The organism is Nisaea sp., from assembly GCF_034670185.1.
Taxonomy (GTDB): domain Bacteria; phylum Pseudomonadota; class Alphaproteobacteria; order Thalassobaculales; family Thalassobaculaceae; genus Nisaea.
This window is the reverse complement of record NZ_JAXMNY010000002.1, coordinates 245,631-270,964: the sequence shown is the minus strand read 5'-3', so window position 1 is coordinate 270,964 and position 25,334 is coordinate 245,631. Positions and strand designations below refer to the sequence as shown.

The window sequence follows — 25,334 nt, the reverse complement described above, 5'->3', positions numbered from 1 at the left end:
GTTGGCCTACGGTGCCCCCGCCCTTAGGCGAAGGACCACCGTTCCGTAAACTTGGAACCGTCAAGCTCCCAGTTACCGGCCATCTGCTCGGACGGCAGGATCTTGTCGGATGCGGCGAACACATAGTTCGCGAACATCGGGACAACCACGCCACCGTCGTTGCTGACGATTTCCTGCATCTCGTAATACATGGTCCGGCGCTTGTCGCTGTCGAGCTCGGCACGGGCCGCGAGGAGCAGCTCGTTGAACCGGTCGTGATTCCAGAACGTGTCGTTCCAGTCCGCACCGGCGGCATAAGCCGTTGTGAACATCCAGTCTTCGGTCGGACGGCCGCCCCAATAGCAGGCGCACCAGCCTTTTTTCATCCAGACGTTCGACCAGTAGCCGTCGTTCGGCTCACGCACGACTTCGATATCGATGCCTGCTTTGGCCGCATGCTCCTTGTAGAGCACGGCAGCGTCGACAGCGCCCGGGAAGGCAGCGTCGGCGGCTGAAAGCTGGATCGTCGTGCCTTCCAAGCCGGCCTTCTTGAAGTGGAACTTCGCCTTGTCCGGATCGTACATCCGCTGGGCGAGGCCTTCTGCATGATACTGGTTGGTCGGGCTGATAGGGTGGTCGTTACCGACAACACCGTGGCCGCGCAGGATTTTCTTCACCAGCTCTTCCCGGTCGAGGGAATATTTCAGAGCCAGCCGCAGGTCGTTCTTGTCGAACGGTGCCGTGTCCGTGCGCATCGGCATGGTGTAGTGCTTGTAGCCCACCGTCTCCATGACGTTGATGCCCTTCTGACGCTTCAGAAGGTGAACCGTCTTCAGGTCGGCCCGGTCCATCATGTCGATTTCGCCGGTGGTCAGCGCGTTCTGACGGGCAGCAAGGTCGATGATGGTGATCAGTTCGACCTGGTCGAAATGGGCGCGGTCGGACTTGAAGTAGTTCTTGTTCTTGTTGGCCATCAGGCGGACGCCCGGCTCGTAGTTTTCGAGCGCGTACGGACCTGTGCCGATACCTTCGGTCGGGTCGATCTTGCCGTCCTTGGCCGGCTTGATGGCAATATGATAGTCGCTGATCACATACGGGAAATCGGCATTGCCGGCTTCGAGCTCGATCACGACCTCGTTCTTGCCGTCGGCCTTCATCGATTTGACCTGCTTCAGCAGGGATTTCGCCGCTGACTTGGTGTCCTCGCCCATGTGGTACTCGATGGAGGCGATCACGTCGGAGGCTTCAAGGGTCTTGCCGTTGTGGAACTCGACGCCCTGGCGCAGTTTGAAGGACCAGGTCGTGGCATCCGGGGAGGCTTCCCAGCTTTCCGCCAGTTCCGGTCTCACCGCACCGGTGTGATCGACTTCGCCGAGATGATTGAACAGGGTGTAATCAAGGGCGAGAGAGAAGCCGTTTTCGTAGGTTGCCGGATCGAGCGAGTCAGTGGTCGAGCCGTGCGCGATACCAGCGCGCAGATGGCCGCCCTTTTTGGCCGCATAGGCCTTTTTTCCCATCAGTGCCGAAGTAGACGCTACAGTCACGCCGAGTGCTGCGGTGCCGCCGAGAAATCCTCGACGGGATACGTCAGTGTTCATCGCTGACGAGAGCTTGTTGTCCGATTTCATACGAGCCTCCTGTTTTGCCAAAGTGTTGCGCCGATTATTATTCTTGCTTTGTTAGGCGCTAATCCGATTGATCGGATGAATTTGAATCCAAGACGGTAATAGTACGGGATACCGAATTTAAATCAACACGGTCCGCTCGGGATTGTGGGTATCGGCGCGATATTGGCAGCGCAAATCGGTGGCGGTCAGACGGTGCCATGCTATATGCAGAGCGCCGAATTGCTTGGACTGGACTGAATGGCTAATAAACCCGACCGGACTAAAATCAGCCTCACGGACGAGGCCAGCATTTCACTGCTGAGGCGTGTGGTCCGCGATCTTGTGAGACCCTATACGGGACGTCTGATCCTGGCCGGGCTTTGCATGGTGCTGGTCGCCGGCGCGACTGCGGCCTCGGCCTGGCTGATGGATCCGATGGTGAACAAGATTTTCATCGAGAAGGATCTGTCGGTGCTGTGGCTGGTTGCCGGCGCCGTCGTCGCGACCTTCTTCGTGAAGAGTGTTGCCACCTATATCCAGGAAGTGCTCGTCGGCTATGTCGGCCAGCGGGTTGTCGCGGATACCCAGGCCCGGCTCTACAGGCATTTGATTCATCTCGATCTCGGCCTGTTCCAGGACCGGCACAGCGGCACCCTGATTTCGCATTTTACGTTCGACATCAACGCAATGCGTAACGCGGTGGCAAATGCTCTGGTCGGTCTCGGCCGGGACACCCTGTCCGTCATCTTCCTCGTCGCTGTGATGTTTTATCAGGAGTGGATGCTGGCCTGCATCACCTTCATCGTCGCCCCGATCTCTGCCTATCCGATCCGCCAGCTCGGCAAGCGGATGCGCCGTGTCTCGGCCGAGACACAGGAAGAAATGGGCGCGATGACCACCCTGCTGACCCAGGGCTTTCAGGGCATCCGCATGATCAAGTCCTTTGGGCTGGAGGAGAATGAGACCGGCCGGATCCAGGGGTTGGTGGAGCGGCTCTTCCAGTTGAACTACCGGGGTATCCGAGTGAAGGCCGCACCGCAGCCGATCATCGATTTCCTCGGCGGTGTCGCTGTGGCGGCTGTGATCGCCTATGGTGGCGCCCGCGTGATCGAGGGGCATACGTCTCCCGGCGCCTTCTTCTCGTTCATCGCTGCCACTCTGATGGCGTATCAGCCGATGCGCGCGCTCGGCAAGATCGCCACCAATATCCAGGAGGGCCTTGCCGCTGCACAGCGGGTGTTCGCCCTGCTTGATCAAGAACCGAAGATCAAGGACGCACCGGGTGCCGGATCGCTGCCACGGGCTGCCGGTTCGGTGAAGTTCGATGCCGTCCGGTTTGCCTATGGCGCGACGGCTCCGGCTGAGGATGTGGCGGCTGGGGAGGGTATGGCGCCGGAGGTCGCGCTTAATGGCGTCAGTTTCGAGGCGCCGGCCGGCAAGGTCACAGCATTGGTCGGCCCCTCCGGCGCGGGCAAGAGCACGGTGCTTTCCATGATCCCGCGCTTTTACGATCCGGCGGACGGCTGCGTCATGGTCAACGGGCTCGATATCCGGACCGTGACCCTCGAAAGTGTCCGCGAGGCGCTTGCCATTGTCAGTCAGGACGTCGTCCTGTTCGATGATTCCGTCATCAACAACATTCGCTTCGGCCGGCTCGATGCGAGTGACGAGGAGGTCCGGGCGGCAGCCAAGGCGGCGGCGGCGGATGGATTCATTACTGAATTGCCTGATGGCTATGAAACCGTGATCGGCGAGCAGGGCACGAAGCTCTCCGGCGGGCAGCGTCAGCGGCTTGCGATTGCTCGGGCCATTCTGAAGGACGCGCCGATCCTGCTGCTGGACGAAGCCACCAGCGCTCTGGATACCGAATCAGAACGGCAGATCCAGAACGCTCTCAAGGTTCTGATGAAAGGGCGGACAACCATCGTCATCGCGCATCGGCTGTCGACTATTCAACATGCGGACGTGATCCATGTCTTCGATGGCGGTCGTGTGGTCGAAAGCGGGACCCACGATGCGCTGATCGGTAAGGCCGGTCTCTACGCACATCTGCATGCCTTGCAGTTCGGACCGAGCGATGCCGCGCACAGGGATCGTGCGATCTAAGGATCAGCCTGCCAGAAGCGAGGCGGCGAGCCAGGCGCCTTAATCGGGCCAGCGCCGGTGTACCCAGAACCACTCGGACGGTCGTTCCCGCACCCATTCCTCGATCATGGCTGTCGCCGTCTGGGTGAGGATGCGCACGGCCTCTTTACGGTCTGCCGTGTCAGGCTTTTCCAGCGGCGGGTAGATGGTTGCCCGGAACCGGGCGCCTGGCAGTCGCTCGACCCGGGTCGGATAAATCTCGCAATCGAGCATCTGGGCGAGTTCGGCGAAGGCGCTGGGGGTCATGGCGTCACGCCCGAAGAATTTGACGGGAATGCCTTCCCGTAACTTCTGGTCGATCAGCAGGGCAACGGAGCGGTTCTGTTTCAGGATCTTGATCAGCTCCCGCACGGCGCGCGGCCCTTTGGCGACCAGTTGTACCTCCGGGTGAGGCCTCCGGGCCTCGAACAGATCTTTCAGATAGGGATTGTTCGGGCTCCGGAACACCGGGTTCACCGGAAGGTCGCGCAGGGCGGAGACGATAGGCAGCACTTCCCAATTCGCAAGATGAGCTGAAAAGAAGATGGCCGGGCGCGGGTTCGCGGCGAGCGCCTCAAGCCGTTCACCGCCATGGACTTCCAGGCGGCTGGAAGCTTCAGCCTTGATTGTATCGTGGTGCGGGTATTCGGCGGCTGTCCGGCCGAGATTGTTCCACATGCCGCTCAGGATGCGGCCGATCTCGGCACTGTCTTTTTCCGGGAAGGCGCGCTCCAGGTTCCTGCGGGCGATGCGGTGCGCCGGCAGGAAAGGCCCGACGATTTGCAGGACCTTGCCGCCGATCCAGGAGGCAGCGGTGAGAGGCAGCAGGCGCACAACGAACAACAGCACCGCCAAGAGAGCGGCTTCGAGACGGAAACGGAGTGTCTTCAGCGGATGATTTGTCACGCTGCCCTAGTAGCCCAAGGCCGGACCCGGTGCCAGTGGAATTCGGGTCTGGAGGCACGGCGCGTCGCCAGGGCAAGGCCGGGGAAGCCGCTGGGCGACTTCCCCAAAGGTCCGGTTACTCGGCGGCTTGTGCCAGGTGGTCGACGATCTCGCCGCGACCCGGATAGTCTTTCGCTATAACGAAATCGAGGGCTTTCAGGACCGCTGCGAAATCCGGCCGCGCGAAAGGCATGGTCTGGACGCTGGCGAAGTACAGCTCGCCATTCGGCCGGACCACGAACAGGCCCGGTTCAACAAACAGCTTCGGCTCTTCGATGCCGACGGAGGTCTTGCCGCGTCCGGCAGAGATGTAGAGTCCCCATTCGCGAGCCTTCTCAAGTGTCAGCCCGTAACCGAGTGTGAGGTTCTCGATCTTCCAGTCGTCCTTGGCCTGCTTGGCGCGGGCTTCATCGTCGCTGGAAAGTGCGATCACGTCGACGCCGCGTTCCTTGAAATCCGCGAGCTTGCGGTCGAGGTCTTTCAGATACATGCCGCAAATCGGGCAATGCAGGCCGCGATAAACAACGATCATCGTGAAGTTCTCGGGCTTCGCGTCGGAGATGCTCCAGGTCCCGCCGTCGAGTGTTTTGACGGAAAGGGCCGGTACCTGTTGGCGCGGAAAGAGCGGGGTAAGCTGAGTCATGGATGTTTTCCCGTGGATGGATTTAATGAACATGAATATGGAACAATTGTTCCAGAATTCAAAACGAATAGCCACTCCTCAAGAAAACGTGTCCCAAGGAAGCCATCGGTGATGGACGCAAAGGTACTGTTCGGGGCTTCTATTCGGCCGCGACGGGCAGTTCGGGGTGTCGACCCTCGATCACGGACAGCGCGCTGTTGACCACATCGCGCAAGGTTTCTGCGTCGGCGTCGGCACGGGCGAATACGCGGATTCCGTTCGCTGTCGCTGTCATGAACCGGGCAATCGCCCGGGCATCGATCTGGGAGGGGATTTCGCCTTCGTCCTGCGCGCGCAGCAGGGTTTGATGGAAGACATCTTCAACCCGCGCGAAGCTGCCGCGAAGGATCTTGCCGATGGTGGGGTCGTGCGGGGCAAGTTCAACCACGGAGTTCGTAATCAGGCAACCGAGCTTCCGGCCATCGCCCACAGAAAAGGAAATCAGATCCTCAAAATAGGTCCGGATCGCCACCAGGGGCGATTCTGTCTCCAGCATCTTGGAAAGGCGCTTGGCGCTGACGTTTGAAATGTAAAAATCAACCGCAGCCTGAAATAGCCCGCGCTTGTCGCCGAAGGTGTCGTACATGGAGCCGCGGTTGATGCCGGTCGCATCGACCAGATCCTGAACGGAGGTTGCCTCGTAGCCGTGGCGCCAGAAGGCCTGCATGGCTTTCAGCAGGACATCGGATTGATCGAATTCTTTTTGTCTGGCCATGATTTCAGGATGGTTGCTGTGTGAAGAATGTCAAGTTCTGGACTGGTGTAGCCCGAGGATTTGAACTGCTCTAACGAGAAGAATGATGTGATTTGCCTAAAATATGGTTAATCGAAAGCGCTTTTCTTTAACTAGAAAAAGCGGATGGCTGGTGTTGTGAAAATGAAAGCGCTGGATTTGTTTGCGAGATGCTTTGAAGACGAGGCGATGGGGCGCGTTTCGGCGCTCCGGTGAAGAATATATCGACTTCATGATTCCCCAGAGTGGTTGCAGCTTGAACGGGCGCTCTGCTGGCATGAACAGCCGGTCGGAGACTTTAGGCCAGGTCTCCGCCTGTATGAGGCGGGACGTCGTGGCCAAAACCTGTCTGGCGGAGGGCTTCCCACGCAGCGATGGAGGCGCTGACCGCCAGGTTGAGTGATCTGAGGCCGCTTTGCATCGGAATCGCGACGCGGGCATCGGCACGGTTGTGAACCTCTTCCGGCACACCGGCGGATTCTTGGCCGAACAGGAGTATGTCGTCCGCCTTGAATGTGAAGTCCTGCAGGGATGAGTCCGCTTTCGTCGTCAGCAGGACCAGGCGCCCGGACGTTCTCTGCTCCAGAAAACGCTCCCACGAATTGTGCCGCGTCCAGTCCACATGATCGATATAATCCATGCCTGCACGGCGCATCCGGGCATCGCTCAGGGCGAAGCCACAGGGCTCGATTATGTCCACCGGAAAGCCAAAGCAGGCGGCAAGACGGAGAATGGTACCGGTGTTTTGTGGGATATCGGGTTGATAGAGCGCAATTCGCACGGGCAGGGGCCTATTGCTGGCGGGGAAACTAGGGAGGCTTTGCAATTGGTTTCTGGGTGCAGTATAGGACGATGCAATAGCGTCAGAGCAGAGCTTTTGCCTGCCTGTAGCGCGCGACCCTGTGTCGCACTCACAGCGGCGGGGGACAAGATAAGTTCCTTGACGAATCAATAAGTGGGCGAGAGGTGCTGATTTACAATGGCTGAGGTAGAAGAAGGCGCGACACGGCGCGACTTTATCAATGTCGCCAGCGGCGCGGTTGGCGTGGTTGGTATCGCGGCGGCGGCTTGGCCGTTCATCAATCAAATGAACCCGGCGGCTGACACGCTGGCACTCTCGAGTACGGAGGTGGATATCTCCGCGGTCGAGGAAGGCATGGCGATTACTGTCGTCTGGCGCGGAAAGCCGGTCTTCATCCGTCACCGCACGGCGGCGGAAATCGAAGAAGCGAATAATGTCGATCTCGGCGAGTTGCGGGATCCGACACCGGACGCGGATCGCGCGGAGAAGCCGGAATGGCTGATCCTGATCGGTATCTGCACCCATCTCGGCTGTGTGCCGCTGGGGCAGAAAACGACGGAAGCGCGAGGCGACTTCGGCGGCTGGTTCTGCCCCTGTCACGGTTCGCACTACGACACCTCTGGACGAATTCGCAAAGGTCCGGCTCCGCTGAACCTTCCCGTACCGCCATATGTCTTCACCGGCGATACCGCGATTAAAATCGGTTGAGGAGCGTGATCGATGAGCACTGCTAATTTTACCAATCCGGTCGTCCGGTGGATTGATCACCGTCTTCCGATCTTCAGCTTCCTGCACCATGAAGCGCATGAATATCCGACCCCGAAGAACCTCAGCTACTGGTGGAACTTCGGCTCGCTGGCCGGAATCATGCTGGTCATCATGCTGGTTACGGGCATCACACTTGCGATGCACTACACGCCGCATGTCGATTACGCTTTCGCCTCGGTCGAGCGCATCATGCGCGACGTCAATTCAGGCTGGCTGATCCGCTACATCCACATGAACGGCGCCAGCTTCTTCTTCATCGCCGTCTATATCCACATGTTCCGCGGCCTCTATTACGGGTCCTACAAGGCCCCGCGTGAGCTGCTCTGGATGCTGGGCGTGGTGATCATGCTGCTGATGATGGCAACCGCCTTCATGGGCTACGTGCTTCCCTGGGGCCAGATGAGCTTCTGGGGCGCCACCGTCATCACCAACCTGTTCTCTGCGATCCCGCTCGTCGGCGAGCATGTCGTCACCTGGCTGTGGGGCGGCTTCTCGGTCGACAACCCGACCCTGAACCGGTTCTTCGCGCTGCATTATCTGCTGCCGTTCGTGATCTTCGCGGTCGTCGTGCTGCACATCGTGGCGCTGCACCGCTTCGGCTCGAACAATCCGCTGGGCATCGATGTGAAGGGCCCGCAGGACACGATCCCGTTCCATCCGTACTACACCGTCAAGGATGCGTTCGGCCTCTTCGTTTTCCTGATCCCGTTCGCCTTCTTCATCTTCTTCGCGCCGAACTTCCTGGGCCATCCGGACAACTACATTCCGGCCAACCCGCTGGTCACGCCGGCGCACATCGTGCCCGAATGGTACTTCCTGCCGTTCTACGCGATCCTGCGTGCGGTTCCGGACAAGCTGTTCGGGGTTCTGGCCATGTTCGGCGCCATTGCGGTGCTGTTCATCCTGCCGTGGCTCGACCGGTCTCCGGTGCGAAGCGGCAGCTTCCGGCCGGTCTTCAAGATCTTCTTCTGGCTGCTGTTCGTCGATTGCATCGCGCTGACATGGCTCGGCGGCAAGCCGGCTGAAGGCTGGTACGTCACCGCGTCCCGGATCGCGACGGTCTATTACTTCTTCTACTTCCTCGTCGCGCTTCCGCTGCTCTCGATCTTCGAGACACCGAAGCCGTTGCCGAAGAGTATCAGTGAGTCCGTGCTCGGCGGCTCTGGTGGCCCCGCTGCCGCGCCTGCTGCCGCGAAGGAGAAAGCATAATGCGTATGAAATCTCTGATCGCGGCGACGGTTGCATTCGCGGCCCTCGCCATGAATGGTCCTGCTGCACACGCCGCCGGTGACGCCATTCACCTGGAAAAGCAGGACTGGTCCTTCTCCGGCCTGTTCGGAACCTTCGACCGGGCGGCCGCACAGCGCGGCCTCCAGGTCTACCGGGAAGTCTGCGCAACCTGTCACTCGCTGGACTACATCGCCTTCCGGAACCTGGCCGACCTCGGCTATTCGGAAGCCGAAGTGAAAGCGATCGCGGCCGAGTATGAAGTTGTCGATGGCCCGAACGACGAAGGTGAGATGTTCACCCGTCCGGGCACACCGTCCGACCGCTTCGTGGCACCGTTCGCAAACGACAACGCGGCGCGGGCCGGCAATGGCGGCGCGCTGCCGCCTGACCTGTCCCTCATCGTCGAGGCGCGGGCTGGTTTCGAGGATTACATCTATGGTCTTCTGACAGGTTACGGCGAGGCGCCGGAAGGCGTTAATGTCTCGGAAGGCATGAGCTACAACAAAGCCTTCCCTGGTTTCCAGATTGCCATGGGACAGCCGCTCTATGAGGACGGCGTGACCTATGCGGACGGCACCAAAGCCTCCGTGGAACAGATGGCCAAGGATGTGACGACGTTCCTGACTTGGGCGTCCGAGCCAAACCTGGAAGAGCGCAAGCGGACTGGTGTTGCGGTGATCCTGTTCCTGATCGTCGCAAGCGGCCTGTTCTATGCCTCCAAGCGGAAAATCTGGGCCAACGTGCACTGATCTGACCGAGCATATTCTTTGAGAGGGCCGCGTCTTTGGATGCGGCCTTTTCTTTTGCCGTTGGCAAGCACGCGGCCATCCGCTAGGCAGGGAGCCGAGTTGTTTCTGCAGGAAGGTTGCATCCCATGACGGCACTGACGCGTGACGCGATTCTCGGCTTTATCGGTGGCAGCGGGATCTACGAGATCGATGGCCTCTCCAATACACGCTGGGAAACGGTTTCCTCACCCTTCGGCACGCCGTCGGACCAGCTGCTCTTCGGAGAGCTGGATGGTCAGAAACTGGTCTTCCTGCCGCGCCACGGCCGTGGGCACAAGCTGAACCCGAGCGGGATCAACTACCGCGCCAATATCGACGCGATGAAGCGGGCCGGGGTGACGGATATCATCTCGCTCAGCGCTGTCGGTTCTCTCAAGGAAGAATACGCGCCCGGCCATTTCGTGCTGATCGACCAGTTCATCGACCGCACCTTCGCCCGCGAGAAGACCTTCTACACGAACGGCTGCGCCGCGCACGTCTCGTTCTCCCATCCGGTCTCCGAACGGGTCCAGGCAGCGCTGGCGGGTGCCTGCAAGCAGCTCGGCCTGCCGTACAGCATGAACGGGACCTATATCTGCATGGAAGGCCCGCAGTTCTCTACCTTCGCCGAGAGCACGCTGTATCGCTCCTGGGGCTGTGATGTGGTTGGCATGACCAACATGCCCGAGGCAAAACTCGCACGTGAGGCAGAGATCCCTTACGCCACCGTCGCCATGATTACCGATTACGACTGCTGGCATCCGGAACATGACAGCGTCACTGTCGAGCAGGTCATCAAGGTGCTGACCGGAAACGCGGAGAAGGCCCGCGATCTGGTCCGTACCGTCGCCCCGATGCTGGCGAAGCGGCCGGAGGTAGACGAGCAGGGCGGCGACAACGCATTGCAGTACGCCCTGATCACCCATCCCGAAGCCCGCGACCCAGAACTGGTCGCCAAACTGGATGCCGTTGCCGGGCGCGTGCTGGGTGGCTGACGCTCGCCTGTGGTGCTATCGGCTGAGGCAGGTTAAGGTGGTCTCGTCATGGAACGGACCTCGCAAGACAGCCAGTCCCGAGTGGGACGGGTGGTGAACATCGGCACGGCACGGCTGGAGAACCTTTATCGGCGGGTCACGAAAGATCAGCCGGAAAGCCCGCGTTCGCTCCACGTCAAGAGTATCCTGGCGATGCAGAATGGCCGGCATGACGAGGCAGCCCGGCTGATTGGTCAGGCCGCCGTGCTCGATCCGGCGGACGCGGATCACCAGCGCCAGCTCGGCATGACCTGCTTCCAGGCCGGCTGGCTTGAGCCCGCCGCCAGTGCCCTCAACCGGGCCATCTACCTCAATCCATCGGATCCGGATCCCTGGTTCACGCTCGGCCAGGTCTACGCTGCCGCCGGCAACAAGGATCACGCCCGGACCTGCTACGAGCAGTGTCTCGCCCTGAACCCGCGTTTCCACGACGCCCGCATCGCGATGGCGGAGATGGAACTGGGGTAGTATCGGGATTTACCCCAACCACCTCTTTTGCCTGCTCTCCCTCAATTGTCATTCCCGCGCACGCGGGAACCCAGAAGATCAAAGGGCGATGCACTCAGAACAGCTGCGAATAAAGGTCGTGCCATTGCGGGTTGTGGCGCTCGATCATCTCAAGCTTCCAGCGCCGCCGCCATTTTTTCACCTGTCTCTCTCGTCTGACAGCGCTGTCCATCGAATCGTGTGGTTCGAAATAGACGAGTTTCTGCAGGTTGTACCTGGCGGTGAAACCGGGCACACACCCTGATCTGTGCTGGGATACCCGCCCGGCAAGGTCCGATGTCACTCCGGTATAGAGTGTTCCGTTTCGTTTGCTCGCAAGGATGTAGATGAATGGCTGCATGGTTGTGCCATGGGAGGGGCAGCCGTTCTTTTTAGCTTTGCTGAGGTGTGATTTAGCGATCCCCTGGGTCCCCGCGTTCGCGAGGATGACGGTTTTTGAGTGAGGCTGGATCTTCTCCGGTCGTCATTCCTGCGAAAGCAGGAACCTAGGGAAGGCGTCCTCGTTCGTCTTAGAAATGACTCAACCAAGCCGCTGCCGGATCTCGTCGTGATGGGCGAAGATCTCGCTCGCACCGGCCGTCCGGAGCATCTCCGGCAGGTCCGGGTCGCCGCCGCTTTCGCCGACATAGCCCCAGACCGTGATGCCCGCTGCGGCGCCTGCGGCGACACCGGTCACGCTGTCCTCGATGACGAGACACTCGCGAGGGGCGGCACCAAGCCGCTCGGCGGCAAGAAGGAACATGTCCGGCGCCGGTTTGCCGTTCTCGACATCTTCGAGGGAGATCATGTGCGGGGCAAAATGCTCGATAAGCCCGGTATGGCGCAGTTTGCGTTCGAGCGACGCTGCATGGCTGTTCGAGGCGACGGCCTTGGGGCGTGTGATGCTGTCGAGCAGAGCGTCTATGCCGTCAGTCGGTCTCAGCGAGCGCTGGTACTCCGCCCAGGTTCCGTCCTTGATGCCGTCATAGCTGCTTTCGGGTAGCGGCTTGCCGAAGGTTTCCAGATATTCGGCCTCGATCATCGTGGTGAATTGTGGCCAGGACTTGCCCTTGAAGCGCTGGCTGTAGGCATGCTGTTCGTAATTCAGGCCGAGTCCGGCGAGAAAGCGCCGGTAATAGTCTCTGAGAATCGACTCGGAATTGATGAGGACGCCGTCGCAGTCGAAGATGATGGCGGAGAACATGAGTGCTTCCGGTCAGGAGAAGGGAGCTCCGGTCTACGCAATTTAGAGGGTGCTGTCACCGCTGGATGGTCGGCACCTGAAAGCTAAAACAAAACCTTCATCTCCACACCAAACCGTTATCCCAGTTTCCGTCATCCCGTCGAAAGACGGGATGACGGTTTGTGTGTAGAGCGCAGGCTTTAAGCCGCCGCGTCGGACAGGGTGGCGAAGCGTTCCTGGTGGTGGTCGGTATCGCCGAACAGGTGGTCGAGCATGATCAGCCGCTTGGTGTAGTGCGCGACCGGGACTTCCCAGGTCATGCCGATGCCGCCATGCAGCTGGACCGCCTGCTCGCCGACGAAGCGGGCATGCCGGCCGATGCCGGATTTGGCGGCACTCACGGCAAGTTCGCGCACGCCCCGGGGCTCGCCCAGACGGGCGGCGGCCAGGATGGCGAGTGACCGGGCTTCCTCCAGCGCGATCCGCATCTCGACGGCCCGGTGCTGCAGCACCTGGAACTGGCTGAGAGCCTTGCCGAACTGCTTGCGCGTCTTCAGGTACTCAACCGTTGTATCGACCGCCATGGTCATGGCGCCGACCGCTTCTCCGGAGAGCAGGATGATGGCGCGGGCCAGTACTTCCTCGATGGCATGGAAGCAGGCGCCTGGCGTCCCGAGCACCGCGTCCTCGGCGATCTCGACACCGTCGATCGCGATTTCGGCCACGCGGGTGCCGTCGATGGCCGGCGTGCTGTGCAGCTTCAGGTTCGCCGCGTCCTTGTCGACCAGGAACAGACCGATGCCGTCCTCGTCATCATGGGCGCCGCTGACACGGGCGGAGACGATCAGGGTGTCCGCCTCGCCGCCATTGAGCACCACGGACTTGCGCCCGGTGAGTTTCCAGCCGCCGTCGATTTTCTCGGCCGTGGCGCGTACATGGGCGGTCTCGTAGCGGCCATCCGGCTCGCCATGGGCGAAGGCCAGCAGTTTCTCGCCGCCGACAACGGCACCGAGGATCTCTTCCTTCTGGGCATCGGAGCCGAGAAGTTCGACCAACCCGCCGCCGAGCACCACGGTCGCGAGATAGGGCTCGACAACCAGGCCCTGGCCGATTGCTTCACCGACGATCATCAGATCGATACCGCCGCCGCCGAGGCCGCCGAATTCTTCCGGGAACGGCACGCCGAGCAGGCCGAGTTCGGCAAGCTGACCCCAGACTTCCCGGGAGAAACCTTCCTCTGTGTCGGCAATCTTCTGCCGCTTTTCGAAATCATACGTCTCGCGTACCAGGCGCTCGACCGTGTCCTTGAGCATCCGCTGCTCTTCGCTGAGCGAAAAATCCATGTTCCTGATCCCTTAGAGTCCGAGCCCGGCCTTGGCGATGATGTTCTTCTGGATCTCGTTCGATCCGCCATAAATGCTGAGCTTGCGCATGTTGAAATATTGCTGGGCCTTCGGCGCCGCGTAATCGGGGCCGACCGGCTCGCCGTTGAAGCCTTCGTCGAGCGCTTCCGACTGGAAAGGCAGTGCGTACGGACCAAGGGCCCGGCGAGCGAGGTCGGTCAGCTCCTGACGGATCTCGGTCCCCCGGATCTTCAGGATCGAGCTTTCCAGCCCAGGCGCGCCGCCGGACTGGACTTCAGCCAGAACCCGGAGATTGGTCATCTCCAGGGCCAACAGGTCGATCTCCACCTTGGCGAGGCGGTTGCGGAACAGCGGGTCCTCGATCAGCGGGCGGCCATTCTTCATCTGGTCGCGGGCGATCGCCTTCAGATGCAGCAAGCCGGCCTTGGAGGCGCCGACATTGGCGATACCGGTACGCTCGTGCGTCAGCAGGTACTTGGCGTAGGTCCAGCCCTTGTTCTCCTCGCCGACGATGTTTTCGGCGGGCACCTTCACATCGTCGAACCAGACCTCGTTCACCTCGTGCTCGCCGTCGAGCAGGATGATCGGGCGGACAGTAATGCCCGGCGTCTTCATGTCGATCAGCAGGAAAGAGATGCCCTGCTGGGGCTTGGCCGCATCCGGATCGGTGCGGACCAGGCAGAAGATGTGATCGGCATACTGGCCGAGCGTGGTCCAGGTCTTCTGGCCGTTGACGATATAATGATCGCCTTCGCGTTTCGCGCTGCATCGCAGGGAGGCAAGGTCGGAGCCGGAGCCCGGTTCGGAATAGCCCTGGCACCACCAGTCGGTCAGGTCGAGGATACGCGGCAGGTAATAGTCCTTCTGCTCCTGGCTGCCGAATTTCATGATCACAGGGGCGACCATGTTGACGCCGAAGGGCAGGATGCGTGGGGCGCCGGCCGAGTAGCATTCCTCGTCGAAGATATGCTTTTGCACGGGCGTCCAGCCGGGGCCGCCATATTCCTTCGGCCAATTCGTAGCCAGCCAGCCACGCTTGGACAGTGCCTGGTGCCAGCGGAAATAGTCGTCTTTGACGAGGCGTTTGCCGCCCTTCATCTTGGCCCGGATATCGTCCGGAAGATCGGACTGCAGGAAGGCGCGTACTTCATCACGAAACGCCTGTTCCTCCGGGGTGAAATTCAAGTCCATTTGTCTGCTCCCTTATGCCACTTCAAAGAGCCCGGCGACGCCCATTCCGCCGCCGACGCACATCGTGGTCACTACATATTTCGCGCCGCGGCGCTTTCCTTCGATCAGGGCGTGCCCGACCATGCGCGAGCCGGTCATCCCGTAGGGATGGCCGATCGAGATCGAGCCGCCGTTTACGTTCAGTATCTCGTCCGGAATGCCGAGTTTATCGCGGCAATAGAGAACCTGCGAGGCGAAGGCCTCATTCAGCTCCCAGAGGCCGATATCTTCCAGCTTGACGCCGGTCCGCTCCAACAAGCGCGGCACGGCGAAGACCGGGCCAATGCCCATCTCGTCCGGCTCGCAGCCGGCGGTGGCGAGGCCGCGGAAAATGCCGAGCGGCTCAAGTCCGCGCTGCTCCGCAAGCTTGCCGTCCATGATAATGCATGCCGACGCTCCGTCCGAGAGCTGACTGGAATTGCCGGCGGTGATGAAATGCCCGTCGCCGCGCACCGGAGCGAGGCCCGCGAGGCCCTCCTGTGTGGTGCCCGGCCGGTTGCATTCGTCTTTCACGAGGGTAACGGTCTCCCGGCTGACCTCGCCCGTTTCCTTGTTCTTCACCAGCTTCTCGACGGTGATCGGGACGATCTCGTCATCGAATTTCCCAGCGTCCTGGGCGGCCGCGGTGCGTTGCTGGCTTTGTACGGAATAAGCATCCTGAGCCTCGCGGCTGACGCCGTAGCGGGTCGCGACCAGATCCGCCGTCTCGATCATGGAATGATAGAGCTCTGGCTTATGCTCCATTAGCCAGGCCTCTTCCAGCCGTGTCTGGTTCAGGTTGGCCTGGGTCAGGCTGATGGATTCAACGCCGCCCGCCGCCATCACCGGCACGCCGTCGACGATGACGCGCTGGGCCGCCATGGCAATGGCCTGCAGGCCGGACGAGCAGAACCGGTTGACGGTAACGCCACCGGCGGTCACAGGCAGGCCGGCGCGGATCGCGGAGAGCCGCGCGATATTCTTGCCCGTTGCTGCTTCCGGCAGGCCGCAGCCCAGGATCACATCCTCGATCTCGCCGGGTTCGACACCGGCGCGCTTGACCGCATGTTCGAGCGCATGCCCGGCCATGGTCGCGCCGTGCGTGTCGTTGAAGGCGCCGCGAAAGGATTTTGCCAGTCCCGTGCGGGCGGTCGATAGAACGACTGCCTCTTTCACTCTTCTTTCCTCCCTAGTGCTTTTCCTAAGTCATATCGAAGAGCCGGGGAGGCCGACAAGTATTTTCGAAATTCGGTTTCGCTTGGCGAAATTGAAGGCGATCAGAAGAGCTGCGGAATCGTCGGGCTATGGCACGGGGGCGGGTGTGCGGGACGGGCCGACAGATTAACTTAGCGGTGCCCTTTCGGCAGGAAAGCCGTCAGCCACTGCCAGATCCGTTCGGCAATCCAGAGGCCGAGCGCAGCATAGAGGGGCACCGCGACGATCCGCAGATCGTAAAGCCAGCTCACCCGTATGACCTTCTCCGCGCCGGGCCACAGATCCTTCAGCCAGCGACCCCGCAGGAGGGATGCCGCTTCGTCCGAATAATCGTAAAGCAGCCATCCGGCCGCGGCGGCATAGACCAGACCGAGCAGGAGCCGGAGGAGATCCGCCGGGCGCATCAGAGAAAGCCGATCCGGCTGGCGTCGGTGCGCAGCATCAGCAGATCGCCCCGGCGGTAGAGATCGCCCGTGACGGACACATAGGGCGCGACAAAGTCGAGAATATCGGCGTCGAAGGCTTCGCCCGCTGCATTCGTCAGCAGCAGCAGCGTCGGGGCTTCGTTTTCGTGGAAGACCGCAAGCATTGGCGGGATGCCCCCCATCAGGCAGAGGTTGGCGCAGGCCCTGTGCACCTTGCCTTCACCGGGCCGCATGGCACCGAGATAGCATTTCGTATCGACGATCTCGCCTCGTAACGTCACCGGACCGAGCGGAATATCCGCGGCGGGCACAAATCCGGCGAGGGGAGCTGGTTCCTGTGCAGGGCGGATTTTCGCGGCGCCGCCGACCTGAAGCAGGCTTGTGCCCTCTCGGGTGATGAACACTCCGCCCACGTCGACGATTTTGCCGTCATGCTGCGCCGCGCGCTTCTGTGCACCACGCTTGCCGGGGTTGGAAAGCAGGATGGTTCGGCCGTCGGGGTGTGCCTCGTCCGGCGGGAGCCGTAGCATCGGATAAGGCGCGGCTTGCAGTACGCCGAGATGCTCCTTGTAGCCGCCCTTGAAACCGCCATCGCCGTAATCCGGCTGTCCCGCCAGCAGAGCGAAGCCGCCACCGATGCCGAGCCCGATCAGCAGAATCGTAACAACAGCGAGGAAGGCCGCGAGCTTCGGCGGTGTTTTCAGGTAGCCGACGAAGAAGTCGTTGGAGGATTGGCTCATCCGCCTTGCTCCAGTTGAATTGGCGGCACCGGCGTTCCGGGAGGCTGTGCGTTGGCGTCAATCAGGATGCGGTCCCCCTCGCGGCGTAGGCGGTAGGTCGCCACTTTCTCGGTGAATGGCGCTGGCGAGCAGCCATCCTCCGGCCGGTACTGGTAGCCGTGCCAGGGGCAGGTGACGCAGCCGTCGATGATTCGTCCCTCCGCCAGTGGCCCGTTCTGGTGCGCGCAGGCGTTGGAGAGCGCGGATACCTTGCCGTCGTAACGGAAGAGGGCTGCCTTCTCGCCGGTCGGCAGGAAGACCGTGACGCCGCCCTCGTCGGGCAGATCGACGATGTTTGCGGCGTGAACCCAGTTACCGTCAGGGGCGCTGACGGAGGGGGCTACCGATGCCTCCTGCTCGCGTAGTCCTGCCGCGATGTGCAGACCGCAGACCAGACAAACGCTGACGCCAGTCAGGCCGAGCAGCCAGGGAGAGTGTTCCGACTGCAAAATGCCGAGAGCAATATGAGCGACGATGGCGGCATAGGCCGCATAAACGGACATGTGGATCGCTTTCCAGACGGGCGCGCCGAGGAAACTCAGCCAGAAATCGTGACTGGTCGCGGCCAGGGTGAAAAGGATGCCAAGAGCAAAAATGCCGAGATATTCGAACGGAAAGGCCTGCCAGGACGTGATGGAGGTGTTCGATGCCAGCAGGGCGACATAGCGGTCGATCGGACCGAAAGCCTGATACCAGCCGACCACGGCAAGTGAGTGCGCCAGTGCGACGAAGAAGATGGCAACACCGAAATGCCGGCGATTGTAGAGCAGCGGCAGGAATCGGCTGTCCAGCCGGGCCAGCGGGCCGATGCTGAGAAGAATGGTCAATAGCAGGAAAGCGCAGGTGCCGAAGGCCCGCATGCGCAGTTGCGGGCCGCTGATACGGGGGCTTTCCAGCCAGCCAGGCACATAACGCAGGAACAGGATAATGAAGGCGGCGATGCCAAACCCGAGGACGAGATCGTAGGCGACTTTGTTGCGGGTCCAGGTGACGGGCCGGTACTGTACGCTCATTGCGCCGCTCCCGTGTCGAGCTGGAGCGGCGGTTCGATCGGTCGGTCCTGGCGTTGCAACACAGTGACCAGCAGGAAGCCCGGGAGCAAGATGGCCAGAGCGATCCAGATCCGCAGGTGCCAGCGCTGATGAGGGCGCTTCATGGCTCAGTCCTTCCCCGGGCGACAAGCGCCCAGCGCCACAGGATCACCGGCCAGAACACCACCGCTGCCGGGATCAGGAACAGCCGGAAGAGGTAGCTTCCCCGCGCGCTGGGATCGATCCTGTCGACCCCGTAGAGGAGAAAAGCTGCAGCCACCGCGATGCCGATATAGCCGTAATAACTGGCGGCGGCGAAAATGCTCTGCACTGTTTCGACAGCCGTGACCTCAATCATCGGTGTGCTCTCCCCCTGTTCACCACTCGTCAGCCGTAGTGTCGACGAATGCCCGAGATGGACTCATCAATTTCCTGTCCGAGCCGGGCCATACGGTCCGCGATTTCTCCAGTCGCCCGGTGCTGCTCGTCAGCCGCCGCGCCGTTTTCCTCGATAGAGCGCACCATGGTCGACACCCGCTCGGTAATCTCCGCGAACCCGGACTGGACCATGCCGAGCGTATCGCTCAGCCGGTTTGTCATTTCCGCGATGCCGTCGGCGGCCTCCCGGCTGTCCGTGGCCAGCATCTTGACCTCACGGGCGACAACGGCGAACCCGAGTCCGGCCTCGCCGGCCCGGGCCGCCTCGATGGTCGCGTTCAGCGCCAGCATGTTGGTCTGTCCGGCAATCGATTTGATGCCGTCGAGCAGTTTCAGGATGCCGTCAATGGCGGAGGACAGTTCGGAAAGTTTGGAGACCGCTGAATCCACGGTGCCGGAGATGCCTGTCGCGAGATCGAGGTTGCGCCCGACATTCTGACTGATCGTGGCCATGCTCGAGGAAAGCTTGTCGGAGGCGCCCGCCACCCCGCCGATGATATCGCCAACATTCTGGCCCATCATGCCGGTCAGCTCTTCGATGGTGGACTGGTTCTTTTCGGTCTGCGCCTCGCTATAGGCGGAGGAAGCGATTGTCGCCTCGGCGTTCATCAGCGTGCCGATCAGGATTGCGGCCTCGTGCGAGTCCGGCGAGCCCTTTCCGGTCGCGAGCACCCGCGTCGCGAGTTCGCGCCCCATACAGGCAAAGAACTGCCCATAGACCGCCGGATTCATGGCGCTTTCCAGATCGCTGCGAGCGAATTCCCGGACCTGTTCGACATGGGCAGGCCCAATGCCCGACTTGAATACCGAATCCCACCGGGTTTTCTGATTGGTGACCCACGTCGCCTCGTCCTGTTCCCACAGAAAACCGGTCAGGCCATCGTAGGAGTGGCAGAATCTGTAGACCGCGCTCAGGGCGTCGCCCAGTTCCTTTTCAACGTGGTTTTCCCACACTCTGGGTAGTGCTGCGGTTCGTTCCCGATTGAGGCCGCAGCCGGCGATCAGCTCTGTTACATCCATTAAGCCGCATTCCCGTAAGTTTGCGCTGCTCGCGCCTGCGTTGAGGGCAACCTAAGGCCAGATTGGTAGCGGGATGTGTATTCAAATGCCGCATCAAGGTTTTGTGATCATTTGTCAGGGGGTGATCGCAACAAGGCGGTTTCGCGGAAACCCGAAATAAGTGCATTGAAGCGCAGGATCTCCGCACCAAATACCTCGCAGTGGATTCCCGTCTCGCGAGTGTATCTGTTTCCCCCGATCGTTCTGCCGTGTTTCCATGCCTGAAAGCCAAAAAGATATTTTCCGAAAAGCGAGTATTTTTCATGGGCAAACGCGTTGCATTGCTTCTCTCGAATCACTAGGCCTTGAGACGATTCATTCCTGACAGAGGTCATCGTGGACGACAGCACCAGAAGCATGATCGAAGACGCCTACCATGAGACGGTCGAAGAATCTTTCGAGCGCGGTCTTTCGCCTTTGAAAGCGCACATGGAAGGTGTCGTTGCTGCAGCAATGCTGTTGTCAGCAATGGTAGGTGTCGAGGATGAGGACGCCCGCAAGCAGGTCATGGATCTCGGTCTGCGGCCGCGATCGGAAGACGACGACTAGGTCCGGAACCTAGCCTCCGCTGAACTCCAGAAAATGTGTGGGGCAGCTTGTGCAATCGCTGCTGCCGAACCCCGTTATCGGGGCCGAGAATCTGCCGCTGGCGTGAAGCCGCGCGCGTAATTCGCACTCCGAGATGCCTTGATAACAGAGCGCCCGCATGGCCCGGACCTTTGTCGTGATCCGGTCGATGTGCCAGTGCTGTTTCTTTTCCTTGCGGAAATGCCGGGTCAGCCTGGCTTTCAGCCCGCCCGCGCCGTGGGCGCTGCCCGCATAGACAAAGAGACCGGCGGGCAGGCGCGAGTCTCTTTTCCTGATGGTGATTGTCTGGGGCTCTGCGATTTCGAGCAGGAGCAGGTAACTCCCCGGTACCGGCTGGGCGGCATCACCACTCAGGAGTTCCGGTGCCGGTATTCCGACAAGATCGCGGACGATGGGGGCAAATTCCCCCAACGCCGGATTGGTCATGCCGCCTCTCTACGCTTTCGCTTTAACTTCCAGACGGCGGCCATGCAGCACCGGTTCGGTATAACCGCTCGGCTGCTCACGGCCCTTGAACACCAGGTCGCAGGCGGCCTGGAAGGCGATGCTCTTGTCGAAGTCAGGGGCCATCGGCGTGTAGGCCGGATCGCCGGCATTCTGGCCGTCGACAACTTTGGCCATGCGTTTCATGGTCTCCTCGACCTGGGCCGCATCGCAGACGCCGTGATGCAGCCAGTTGGCGATATGCTGGCTGGAAATCCGCAGGGTCGCGCGGTCTTCCATCAGCCCGACATTGTTGATGTCCGGCACCTTGGAGCAACCGACCCCCTGATCGACCCAGCGGACCACATAGCCGAGAATACCCTGGGCGTTGTTGTCGAGTTCCTGCTGGATGGTTTCCGCGTCCCAGTTCGGGCGCGTGGCAACCGGGATCGACAGAATATCGTCCAGACTGGCGCGGCCGCGGGTCTTCAGCTCATCCTGTCGCTGCTTCACGTTCAGCTCGTGATAGTGCGTGGCATGCAGCACGGCGGCGGTGGGGGACGGCACCCAGGCGGTGTTTGCGCCGGCTTCCGGATGGCCCTTCTTCTGCTTCAGCATTTCCGCCATCAGATCCGGCATGGCCCACATGCCCTTGCCGATCTGGGCATGGCCCTGCAGGCCGCATTCCAGCCCGATATCGACGTTCCAGTCCTCGTAGGCCTTGATCCAGGAAGAGGCTTTCATGTCGCCCTTGCGGATCATCGGGCCCGCTTCCATGGAGGTGTGCATCTCGTCGCCGGTGCGGTCGAGGAAGCCGGTATTGATGAAGACCACGCGGTCCTTGGCTGCCCGGATGCATTCCTTGAGGTTCACCGTGGTCCGGCGCTCCTCGTCCATGATGCCCATTTTCAAGGTGTTCGGCGCGAGATCGAGCAACTTTTCGGTTTCGGTGAAGAGCGCTTCGATGAAGGCGACTTCTTCGGGGCCGTGCATTTTCGGGTTCACGGTATAGACCGAGCCGGCGCGGCTGTTGCCGCCCTTGTTTTCGCCGCGCAGGTCATGCAGGGCGATGGCGGCGTTGAACACACCGTCCATGAGGCATTCCGGGATTTCCTTGTCGCCATCATAGAGGATGGCCGGGTTGGTCATCAGCAGGCCGACATTGCGGACCAGCATCAGGCTGCGCCCGTGCAACCGGACTTCGCCGCCATCGGGGGCGGTGTAGATGCGGTCCGGGTTCAGCGTGCGGGTGACTTCCTTGCCGCCCTTCACGAACTTGTCGGCGAGATCGCCTTTCGCCAGGCCGAGCCAGTTGCGATAGGCCAGCACCTTGTCCTCTGCGTCGACCGCCGCGACCGAATCTTCGCAATCCATGATGGTCGTCAGTGCCGCTTCGACAATGACGTCGGCGATACCGGCCGCATCGTCCTTGCCGATCATGTGGCCGCGATCGATGACGATCTCGAAATGCAGCTCGTTGTTGCGCACCAGGATGCCGCTCGGCGCACTCGCATCACCTTTGTATCCGGCGAACTGGATCGGGGCCTTCAGGCCGGTCGTCGTGCCGTCTTTCAGCGAGACGGAAAGCTGGCCTTCGACAACGCTGTAGCCGGTCGCATCCGCATGGCTGCCGCTGGAGAGCGGCGCAGATTTGTCCAGGAAATCCCGGGCCCAGGCGATGACCTTGGCGCCACGGGCTGGGTTGTAGGCGCCGCCGGCGGCAGCACCGCCCTCGTCCGAGATCGCGTCAGTGCCGTAGAGCGCGTCATAGAGGCTGCCCCAGCGCGCATTCGCGGCATTCAGGGCGTAGCGTGCATTCATCACCGGAACGACGAGCTGTGGCCCGGCGACAGTAGCAATTTCCGCATCGACATGATCGGTGCCGACGGAGAAGGCGGGGCCTTCCGGCACGATGTAGCCGATATCTTTCAGGAAGAGCTTGTAGGCCTCGAGATCGAAACCGGCGCCGCGATTGGCTTTGTGCCAGGTGTCGATCTTATTCTGCAGCTCACCGCGCTTGGCGACCAGCGCCCGGTTCTTCGGCGCGAATTCGCCGACGATGCGCTCGAATCCAGCCCAGAAAGCTTCCGGAGCGACGCCGGTGCCAGGGAGGGCTTCGTCATTGATAAAATTGTAGAGCGTCTGGTCGATCTGCAGAGTGCCGATCTGGATCCGGCTGGTCATCGCGAGGCCCTTTCCGCGTAGGTTCTATGTTTCGTGAATTGCGGCGCATCCTCTTGATCTGCCACCCGGCGCGCAAGCGCCGGTTCCGCAATGCGGAAACCGAAACCATTTTATTGTGCGGGCGCTCAATCCGGGGCTTGAGGCAGGAGGCCGTTTACAAACTCCAGCAGATCGCCGCCTTTAAAGAGATAGCCCGGAAGCCCTGCCGTTTCGGCGGCTTCCATGTCGGTTGTCTTGTCGCCAATCATGAAGGAGCGGGAGAGGTCGACATCCCAGTGCGCGAGAAGATCAAGCAGCATTCCCGGCTTCGGTTTGCGCCAGTCCGCAAGGTCGGTGAACCGGCCATCGTCGAAATCCGGATGAAAGGGGCTGATCCGGAAATCGTCGATTGCGCCGCCATGTTCTTGCAGCCGAGAATTCATCCAGTGATGCAACGCCTCGACGTCGGCCACGCTGAAATAGCCGCGGGCAATCCCCGATTGATTGGTGACAACAAAGACGAGATATCCGCGCGCCTTGAGCAAGGTGACGGCTTCAATGGCGCCGTCGATCCATTCAATCTCGTCCGGGCGGTGCGCATAGCCGGTATCCCGGTTTAGGACACCGTCACGATCGAGGAAGGCTGCCGGTCTTTTACTCATTCTCTAGCCAGTATGATGATCAATTGGTCAAATTAGAGTCGTGCGGTGTTCGTTCCGGATTTCGCGGAGGTGGGAGTGACATTGTTCACAGCCCGTCCGCAATGTGCGTTTTTTAGTCAAAGCCCCCGGTTTCTTTACGATATTTTCATCCCTACATCGCATTCTGGGCAACGTGATGTAGCGGTCATTTCCTGGCCCGACGATTGCATTGCCATGAAACAGTTCAAACCCGGATCGGGCAGGCCAGCCGCAAGAGCGTGCGGGGCGGACCGATCCAACAATCGGAGTTGGACAGAATGGTCCGCTTTATGGAAATCCTTCGCAAGTCGGTACATACACTGTTGCATCCGTATCGCCCGGAAAGGCGCTATATGCGTGGTCGCTAGGCCGGACGCAGTGCAGATCTACTGACCTTTGCCCGTAGAGTCTCCCTGTCTCCCTGAGACGGGATCATGCTCTTCTCCTCGAGATGGGGCGATGCCCTTCCAACAGCGAAGCGGCCCTGTATACTGACCCAAAACAGGGACGAAACGGTCGCAGTGCCAGGACATTGATGGAACAGGAAAGCGCAAACACGCCCAACCAGGAAGATTATGCGTACGACCTTGATCGTATCTACGCTTCCATCGTTGGCGTTCGCACGGCGATCCCCGACGACGCCTATACCGCCAACCTGCTTGGCACGGAACGCAGCGGCAATGGTGTCGTTATCCGGGAAGACGGTCTGGTTCTGACCATCGGCTATCTCGTCACGGAAGCCGAGCAGGTCTGGATCATGGATAATTTTGGCCGTGCGGTCGCAGGCCATGTGCTGGGCTACGATCAGGAGACCGGTTTCGGCCTCATCCAGGCCCTCGGCCATCTCGACCTGCCGGCCCTGCCGCTCGGCGATTCGGATATTCTGAGTGAGGGTGACTCTGTCGTGCTCGCCGGTCTTGGCGGTAGTAAAGGCGCGATTGCAGCCGAGGTGATCGCCATCCGCGAATTTGCCGGTTACTGGGAATACCTTATCGATAATGCAATTTTCACGGCGCCGGCGCACCCTAGCTGGGGCGGTTGCGGGCTGATCGGGCCGGATGGCAGCCTGCTTGGGATCGGATCGCTGATGGTGCAGCAGACCGGTGAGGATACGGCGGTCGACGGCAATATGGTCGTCCCGATCAATCTGTTGAAGCCGATCCTTGAGCAACTGTCGACTTTCGGTCGGGTGGAAAAGCCACCGCGCCCCTGGCTTGGCCTTTTCGGGACGGAAATTCAGGATCAGGTGGTGGTCGCGGCGCTCAGCGAAAACGGGCCCGCGGAGGACGCCGATATCAAGGTCGGCGACATTGTCGTCGCCGTGGATGATGAGAAGATCAAGTCGTTGGCGGAGTTCTTCCGGCATGTCTGGTCCCTTGGCGAAGCCGGGGTGACCGTGCCTTTGTCTCTCGTTCGCAACGGCGAAATGTTGAGCGCCAATGTTCGGTCCATAGCGCGGGACGCGCTGCTGAAGTCGCCCGCTCTGCACTAAGTCGGCGCCAGCACATTCCGGCAGGCGGGAATGGCTGCACGCTTTCTTTGGTGCAATGCAGCAATTTGAATGTCAATATTGTGTAGTTATTGAGCGGACCTTACGACAGGCGATCGTGCCTGGACGTG

The 25,334-nt window shown here is 60.9% G+C and carries 27 protein-coding genes; 8 read left to right on the top strand and 19 right to left on the bottom strand.

The features are described from left to right. Positions 1 to 23 precede the first annotated feature (23 nt). Complete coding sequence (locus VOI22_RS10945; RefSeq protein WP_323796523.1) at positions 24 to 1,607, bottom strand: ABC transporter substrate-binding protein; 1,584 nt, start codon at positions 1,605 to 1,607, stop codon at positions 24 to 26. A gap of 237 nt (positions 1,608 to 1,844) precedes the next feature. Between VOI22_RS10945 and VOI22_RS10940 the strand changes: the two genes are divergently transcribed. After that, positions 1,845 to 3,692 (top strand): ABC transporter ATP-binding protein, encoded by a 1,848-nt coding sequence (locus tag VOI22_RS10940; RefSeq protein ID WP_323796522.1) that lies wholly within the window; start codon positions 1,845 to 1,847, stop codon positions 3,690 to 3,692. Positions 3,693 to 3,731: 39 nt separating this feature from the next. On the opposite strand, the gene VOI22_RS10935 is transcribed toward VOI22_RS10940, so the two are convergent. From VOI22_RS10935 to VOI22_RS10920, 4 genes are all read right to left on the bottom strand, one after another. Next, positions 3,732 to 4,616: a lipid A biosynthesis lauroyl acyltransferase gene (locus VOI22_RS10935; RefSeq protein WP_323796521.1), complete on the bottom strand. Its 885-nt coding sequence runs from the start codon at positions 4,614 to 4,616 to the stop codon at positions 3,732 to 3,734. 115 nt (positions 4,617 to 4,731) lie between these two features. Beyond that, on the bottom strand, positions 4,732 to 5,298 hold the full coding sequence (locus VOI22_RS10930; protein ID WP_323796520.1) for a peroxiredoxin-like family protein: 567 nt from the start codon (positions 5,296 to 5,298) through the stop codon (positions 4,732 to 4,734). Positions 5,299 to 5,437: 139 nt separating this feature from the next. Beyond that, positions 5,438 to 6,052 carry a TetR/AcrR family transcriptional regulator gene (locus tag VOI22_RS10925; RefSeq protein ID WP_323796519.1) on the bottom strand — a complete coding sequence of 205 codons (615 nt, stop codon included), beginning with the start codon at positions 6,050 to 6,052 and terminating at the stop codon, positions 5,438 to 5,440. Positions 6,053 to 6,368: 316 nt separating this feature from the next. After that, positions 6,369 to 6,851 carry a tRNA (cytidine(34)-2'-O)-methyltransferase gene (locus tag VOI22_RS10920; protein WP_323796518.1) on the bottom strand — a complete coding sequence of 161 codons (483 nt, stop codon included), beginning with the start codon at positions 6,849 to 6,851 and terminating at the stop codon, positions 6,369 to 6,371. Between the two features lie 198 nt (positions 6,852 to 7,049). Between VOI22_RS10920 and petA the strand changes: the two genes are divergently transcribed. The 5 genes from petA to VOI22_RS10895 all read left to right on the top strand — a co-directional run bounded on the left by petA (position 7,050) and on the right by VOI22_RS10895 (position 11,139). Beyond that, entirely contained in the window at positions 7,050 to 7,580 is a 531-nt protein-coding gene (petA, locus tag VOI22_RS10915) for a ubiquinol-cytochrome c reductase iron-sulfur subunit (protein WP_028466426.1), read from the top strand. A 12-nt stretch (positions 7,581 to 7,592) separates the two neighbouring features. Continuing rightward, complete coding sequence (locus VOI22_RS10910; RefSeq protein ID WP_028466425.1) at positions 7,593 to 8,849, top strand: cytochrome b; 1,257 nt, start codon at positions 7,593 to 7,595, stop codon at positions 8,847 to 8,849. Then, positions 8,849 to 9,619 carry a cytochrome c1 gene (locus VOI22_RS10905; RefSeq protein ID WP_281169434.1) on the top strand — a complete coding sequence of 257 codons (771 nt, stop codon included), beginning with the start codon at positions 8,849 to 8,851 and terminating at the stop codon, positions 9,617 to 9,619. Before VOI22_RS10910 ends, VOI22_RS10905 begins: the two co-directional genes overlap by 1 nt. A 125-nt stretch (positions 9,620 to 9,744) precedes the next feature. Continuing rightward, positions 9,745 to 10,632, top strand: coding sequence for an S-methyl-5'-thioadenosine phosphorylase (locus VOI22_RS10900; RefSeq protein ID WP_323796517.1), 888 nt, complete (start codon positions 9,745 to 9,747; stop codon positions 10,630 to 10,632). 48 nt (positions 10,633 to 10,680) lie between these two features. Continuing rightward, positions 10,681 to 11,139, top strand: coding sequence for a tetratricopeptide repeat protein (locus VOI22_RS10895; protein ID WP_323796516.1), 459 nt, complete (start codon positions 10,681 to 10,683; stop codon positions 11,137 to 11,139). A gap of 94 nt (positions 11,140 to 11,233) precedes the next feature. Here VOI22_RS10895 and VOI22_RS10890 read toward each other — a convergent pair whose 3' ends face one another. The 11 genes from VOI22_RS10890 to VOI22_RS10840 all read right to left on the bottom strand — a co-directional run bounded on the left by VOI22_RS10890 (position 11,234) and on the right by VOI22_RS10840 (position 19,821). Next, positions 11,234 to 11,518: a GIY-YIG nuclease family protein gene (locus VOI22_RS10890; protein WP_323796515.1), complete on the bottom strand. Its 285-nt coding sequence runs from the start codon at positions 11,516 to 11,518 to the stop codon at positions 11,234 to 11,236. A 180-nt stretch (positions 11,519 to 11,698) separates the two neighbouring features. After that, positions 11,699 to 12,361 (bottom strand): HAD family phosphatase, encoded by a 663-nt coding sequence (locus VOI22_RS10885; protein ID WP_323796514.1) that lies wholly within the window; start codon positions 12,359 to 12,361, stop codon positions 11,699 to 11,701. A 179-nt stretch (positions 12,362 to 12,540) separates the two neighbouring features. Further along, entirely contained in the window at positions 12,541 to 13,683 is a 1,143-nt protein-coding gene (locus VOI22_RS10880; RefSeq protein ID WP_323796513.1) for an acyl-CoA dehydrogenase family protein, read from the bottom strand. Between the two features lie 12 nt (positions 13,684 to 13,695). After that, positions 13,696 to 14,895, bottom strand: coding sequence for an acyl-CoA dehydrogenase family protein (locus tag VOI22_RS10875; RefSeq protein ID WP_323796512.1), 1,200 nt, complete (start codon positions 14,893 to 14,895; stop codon positions 13,696 to 13,698). A gap of 12 nt (positions 14,896 to 14,907) precedes the next feature. After that, positions 14,908 to 16,089: an acetyl-CoA C-acyltransferase gene (locus tag VOI22_RS10870; RefSeq protein ID WP_323796511.1), complete on the bottom strand. Its 1,182-nt coding sequence runs from the start codon at positions 16,087 to 16,089 to the stop codon at positions 14,908 to 14,910. Between the two features lie 170 nt (positions 16,090 to 16,259). Further along, positions 16,260 to 16,532: a hypothetical protein gene (locus tag VOI22_RS10865; protein WP_323796510.1), complete on the bottom strand. Its 273-nt coding sequence runs from the start codon at positions 16,530 to 16,532 to the stop codon at positions 16,260 to 16,262. Further along, the gene (locus VOI22_RS10860; RefSeq protein WP_323796509.1) at positions 16,532 to 17,293 is read right to left on the bottom strand and encodes a hypothetical protein; all 762 of its coding nucleotides are present in this window, start codon (positions 17,291 to 17,293) and stop codon (positions 16,532 to 16,534) included. The genes VOI22_RS10865 and VOI22_RS10860 overlap by 1 nt, the downstream gene beginning before the upstream one ends. Beyond that, positions 17,290 to 18,345, bottom strand: a complete 1,056-nt coding sequence (locus tag VOI22_RS10855) for a Rieske 2Fe-2S domain-containing protein (protein ID WP_323796508.1) — start codon at positions 18,343 to 18,345, stop codon at positions 17,290 to 17,292. The genes VOI22_RS10860 and VOI22_RS10855 overlap by 4 nt, the downstream gene beginning before the upstream one ends. Next, a complete protein-coding gene (locus tag VOI22_RS10850) occupies positions 18,342 to 18,488 on the bottom strand; it encodes a hypothetical protein (RefSeq protein WP_323796507.1) in 147 nt (48 codons plus the stop codon). The genes VOI22_RS10855 and VOI22_RS10850 overlap by 4 nt, the downstream gene beginning before the upstream one ends. Continuing rightward, positions 18,485 to 18,721: a hypothetical protein gene (locus VOI22_RS10845; protein ID WP_323796506.1), complete on the bottom strand. Its 237-nt coding sequence runs from the start codon at positions 18,719 to 18,721 to the stop codon at positions 18,485 to 18,487. The genes VOI22_RS10850 and VOI22_RS10845 overlap by 4 nt, the downstream gene beginning before the upstream one ends. A gap of 29 nt (positions 18,722 to 18,750) precedes the next feature. Continuing rightward, positions 18,751 to 19,821 (bottom strand): methyl-accepting chemotaxis protein, encoded by a 1,071-nt coding sequence (locus VOI22_RS10840; RefSeq protein ID WP_323796505.1) that lies wholly within the window; start codon positions 19,819 to 19,821, stop codon positions 18,751 to 18,753. Positions 19,822 to 20,196: 375 nt separating this feature from the next. Between VOI22_RS10840 and VOI22_RS10835 the strand changes: the two genes are divergently transcribed. Continuing rightward, positions 20,197 to 20,409 carry a hypothetical protein gene (locus tag VOI22_RS10835; protein WP_323796504.1) on the top strand — a complete coding sequence of 71 codons (213 nt, stop codon included), beginning with the start codon at positions 20,197 to 20,199 and terminating at the stop codon, positions 20,407 to 20,409. A 9-nt stretch (positions 20,410 to 20,418) separates the two neighbouring features. Here VOI22_RS10835 and VOI22_RS10830 read toward each other — a convergent pair whose 3' ends face one another. From VOI22_RS10830 to VOI22_RS10820, 3 genes are all read right to left on the bottom strand, one after another. Beyond that, on the bottom strand, positions 20,419 to 20,874 hold the full coding sequence (locus VOI22_RS10830; protein ID WP_323796503.1) for a GIY-YIG nuclease family protein: 456 nt from the start codon (positions 20,872 to 20,874) through the stop codon (positions 20,419 to 20,421). A gap of 9 nt (positions 20,875 to 20,883) precedes the next feature. After that, positions 20,884 to 23,055, bottom strand: coding sequence for a malate synthase G (locus VOI22_RS10825; protein ID WP_323796502.1), 2,172 nt, complete (start codon positions 23,053 to 23,055; stop codon positions 20,884 to 20,886). A gap of 125 nt (positions 23,056 to 23,180) precedes the next feature. After that, positions 23,181 to 23,696 (bottom strand): HAD family hydrolase, encoded by a 516-nt coding sequence (locus tag VOI22_RS10820; RefSeq protein ID WP_323796501.1) that lies wholly within the window; start codon positions 23,694 to 23,696, stop codon positions 23,181 to 23,183. A gap of 553 nt (positions 23,697 to 24,249) precedes the next feature. Between VOI22_RS10820 and VOI22_RS10815 the strand changes: the two genes are divergently transcribed. Further along, positions 24,250 to 25,206 (top strand): S1C family serine protease, encoded by a 957-nt coding sequence (locus tag VOI22_RS10815; protein ID WP_323796500.1) that lies wholly within the window; start codon positions 24,250 to 24,252, stop codon positions 25,204 to 25,206. Positions 25,207 to 25,334: the final 128 nt, after the last annotated feature.

Excerpts from the sequence above, each read along its gene's own strand:
- VOI22_RS10820 (WP_323796501.1), bottom strand. The coding sequence starts at position 23,696 with ATGAGTAAAAGACCGGCAGCCTTCCTCGATCGTGACGGTGTCCTAAAC.
- VOI22_RS10900 (WP_323796517.1), top strand. The coding sequence starts at position 9,745 with ATGACGGCACTGACGCGTGACGCGATTCTCGGCTTTATCGGTGGCAGC.
- VOI22_RS10875 (WP_323796512.1), bottom strand. The coding sequence starts at position 14,895 with ATGGACTTGAATTTCACCCCGGAGGAACAGGCGTTTCGTGATGAAGTA.
- VOI22_RS10925 (WP_323796519.1), bottom strand. The coding sequence starts at position 6,052 with ATGGCCAGACAAAAAGAATTCGATCAATCCGATGTCCTGCTGAAAGCC.
- VOI22_RS10945 (WP_323796523.1), bottom strand. The coding sequence starts at position 1,607 with ATGAAATCGGACAACAAGCTCTCGTCAGCGATGAACACTGACGTATCC.
- VOI22_RS10890 (WP_323796515.1), bottom strand. The coding sequence starts at position 11,518 with ATGCAGCCATTCATCTACATCCTTGCGAGCAAACGAAACGGAACACTC.
- VOI22_RS10830 (WP_323796503.1), bottom strand. The coding sequence starts at position 20,874 with ATGACCAATCCGGCGTTGGGGGAATTTGCCCCCATCGTCCGCGATCTT.
- VOI22_RS10815 (WP_323796500.1), top strand. The coding sequence starts at position 24,250 with ATGGAACAGGAAAGCGCAAACACGCCCAACCAGGAAGATTATGCGTAC.
- VOI22_RS10840 (WP_323796505.1), bottom strand. The coding sequence starts at position 19,821 with ATGGATGTAACAGAGCTGATCGCCGGCTGCGGCCTCAATCGGGAACGA.
- VOI22_RS10895 (WP_323796516.1), top strand. The coding sequence starts at position 10,681 with ATGGAACGGACCTCGCAAGACAGCCAGTCCCGAGTGGGACGGGTGGTG.
- VOI22_RS10845 (WP_323796506.1), bottom strand. The coding sequence starts at position 18,721 with ATGATTGAGGTCACGGCTGTCGAAACAGTGCAGAGCATTTTCGCCGCC.
- VOI22_RS10940 (WP_323796522.1), top strand. The coding sequence starts at position 1,845 with ATGGCTAATAAACCCGACCGGACTAAAATCAGCCTCACGGACGAGGCC.
- VOI22_RS10825 (WP_323796502.1), bottom strand. The coding sequence starts at position 23,055 with ATGACCAGCCGGATCCAGATCGGCACTCTGCAGATCGACCAGACGCTC.
- VOI22_RS10930 (WP_323796520.1), bottom strand. The coding sequence starts at position 5,298 with ATGACTCAGCTTACCCCGCTCTTTCCGCGCCAACAGGTACCGGCCCTT.
- VOI22_RS10865 (WP_323796510.1), bottom strand. The coding sequence starts at position 16,532 with ATGCGCCCGGCGGATCTCCTCCGGCTCCTGCTCGGTCTGGTCTATGCC.
- VOI22_RS10910 (WP_028466425.1), top strand. The coding sequence starts at position 7,593 with ATGAGCACTGCTAATTTTACCAATCCGGTCGTCCGGTGGATTGATCAC.
- VOI22_RS10850 (WP_323796507.1), bottom strand. The coding sequence starts at position 18,488 with ATGAAGCGCCCTCATCAGCGCTGGCACCTGCGGATCTGGATCGCTCTG.
- VOI22_RS10905 (WP_281169434.1), top strand. The coding sequence starts at position 8,849 with ATGCGTATGAAATCTCTGATCGCGGCGACGGTTGCATTCGCGGCCCTC.
- VOI22_RS10860 (WP_323796509.1), bottom strand. The coding sequence starts at position 17,293 with ATGAGCCAATCCTCCAACGACTTCTTCGTCGGCTACCTGAAAACACCG.
- petA (WP_028466426.1), top strand. The coding sequence starts at position 7,050 with ATGGCTGAGGTAGAAGAAGGCGCGACACGGCGCGACTTTATCAATGTC.
- VOI22_RS10855 (WP_323796508.1), bottom strand. The coding sequence starts at position 18,345 with ATGAGCGTACAGTACCGGCCCGTCACCTGGACCCGCAACAAAGTCGCC.
- VOI22_RS10880 (WP_323796513.1), bottom strand. The coding sequence starts at position 13,683 with ATGGATTTTTCGCTCAGCGAAGAGCAGCGGATGCTCAAGGACACGGTC.
- VOI22_RS10885 (WP_323796514.1), bottom strand. The coding sequence starts at position 12,361 with ATGTTCTCCGCCATCATCTTCGACTGCGACGGCGTCCTCATCAATTCC.